At 87.4% G+C, this 890-nt stretch carries 1 protein-coding gene; it reads right to left on the reverse strand.

Going from position 1 to position 890, the window contains the following annotated elements; translation table 11 throughout:
- On the reverse strand, positions 1 to 328 hold a 328-nt coding region (locus KCH_RS45170), incomplete at its 3' end, for an AMP-binding enzyme (RefSeq protein WP_244305474.1).
- Positions 329 to 890 lie beyond the last annotated feature (562 nt).

Here is an 890-nt window from a genome sequence, read left to right on the forward strand (position 1 = left end):
CGTCCTGCAGCCGCACCACCGCGACCGGCCGCTGACCGCCGTCCGGGTGCGGCACGCCCACCACCGAGCAGTCCTGCACCCGATCGGCGCAGTCGGCGAGCAGCACCTCCTCCAACGGCAGGCTGTACACCGGCCCGTCCAGCGTGTCGATCACGTCCACCGTCCGGTCCAGGTGGAAGAACCGTCCCTCGCTGTCCCGGTACGCCACATCGCCCGTCAGCCAGAACCCGTCGCGCCGGAACGACTCCGTCAACCGCTCGTCGTTCCAGTACCCCGGCGTGATCGAGGGCGCGGCGACGGCCAGCAGGCCGACCGTCCCGTCCGGCACCTCCGCACCGTCCTCGTCCCCAGGCCCACCCCGGCGGGCCCCCCCGGCCTCCCCCCGCCCCCGATCCCCCCTCCCCCCCGGGGGGGGGGATGGGGGGCCCCCTGGGGGCGGGGGACCCCCTGGGGGCCCCCCCCCAAGGGGGGGGGCCCCCACCCCGGCCCCCAGGGGGGGGGGGGGGGGGGCCCAGGGGGGGGGCCGCGCGCGCGCGCGCGCGCGCGCGCGCGCGCGCGCGCGCGCGCGCGCGCGCGCGCGCGCGCGCGCGCGCGCGCGCGCGCGCGCGCGCGCGCGCGCGCGCGCGCGCGCGCGCGCGCGCGCGCGCGCGCGCGCGCGCGCGCGCGCGCGCGCGCGCGCGCGCGCGCGCGCGCGCGCGCGCGCGCGCGCGCGCGCGCGCGCGCGCGCGCGCGCGCGCGCGCGCGCGCGCGCGCGCGCGCGCGCGCGCGCGCGCGCGCGCGCGCGCGCGCGCGCGGCGCGCGCGCGCGCGCGCGCGCGCGCGCGGCGCGCGCGCGCGCGCGCGCGCGCGCGCGCGCGCGCGCGCGCGCGCGCGCGCGCGCGCGCGCGCGCG

It is taken from the genome of Kitasatospora cheerisanensis KCTC 2395 (assembly GCF_000696185.1).
GTDB lineage: Bacteria > Actinomycetota > Actinomycetes > Streptomycetales > Streptomycetaceae > Kitasatospora > Kitasatospora cheerisanensis.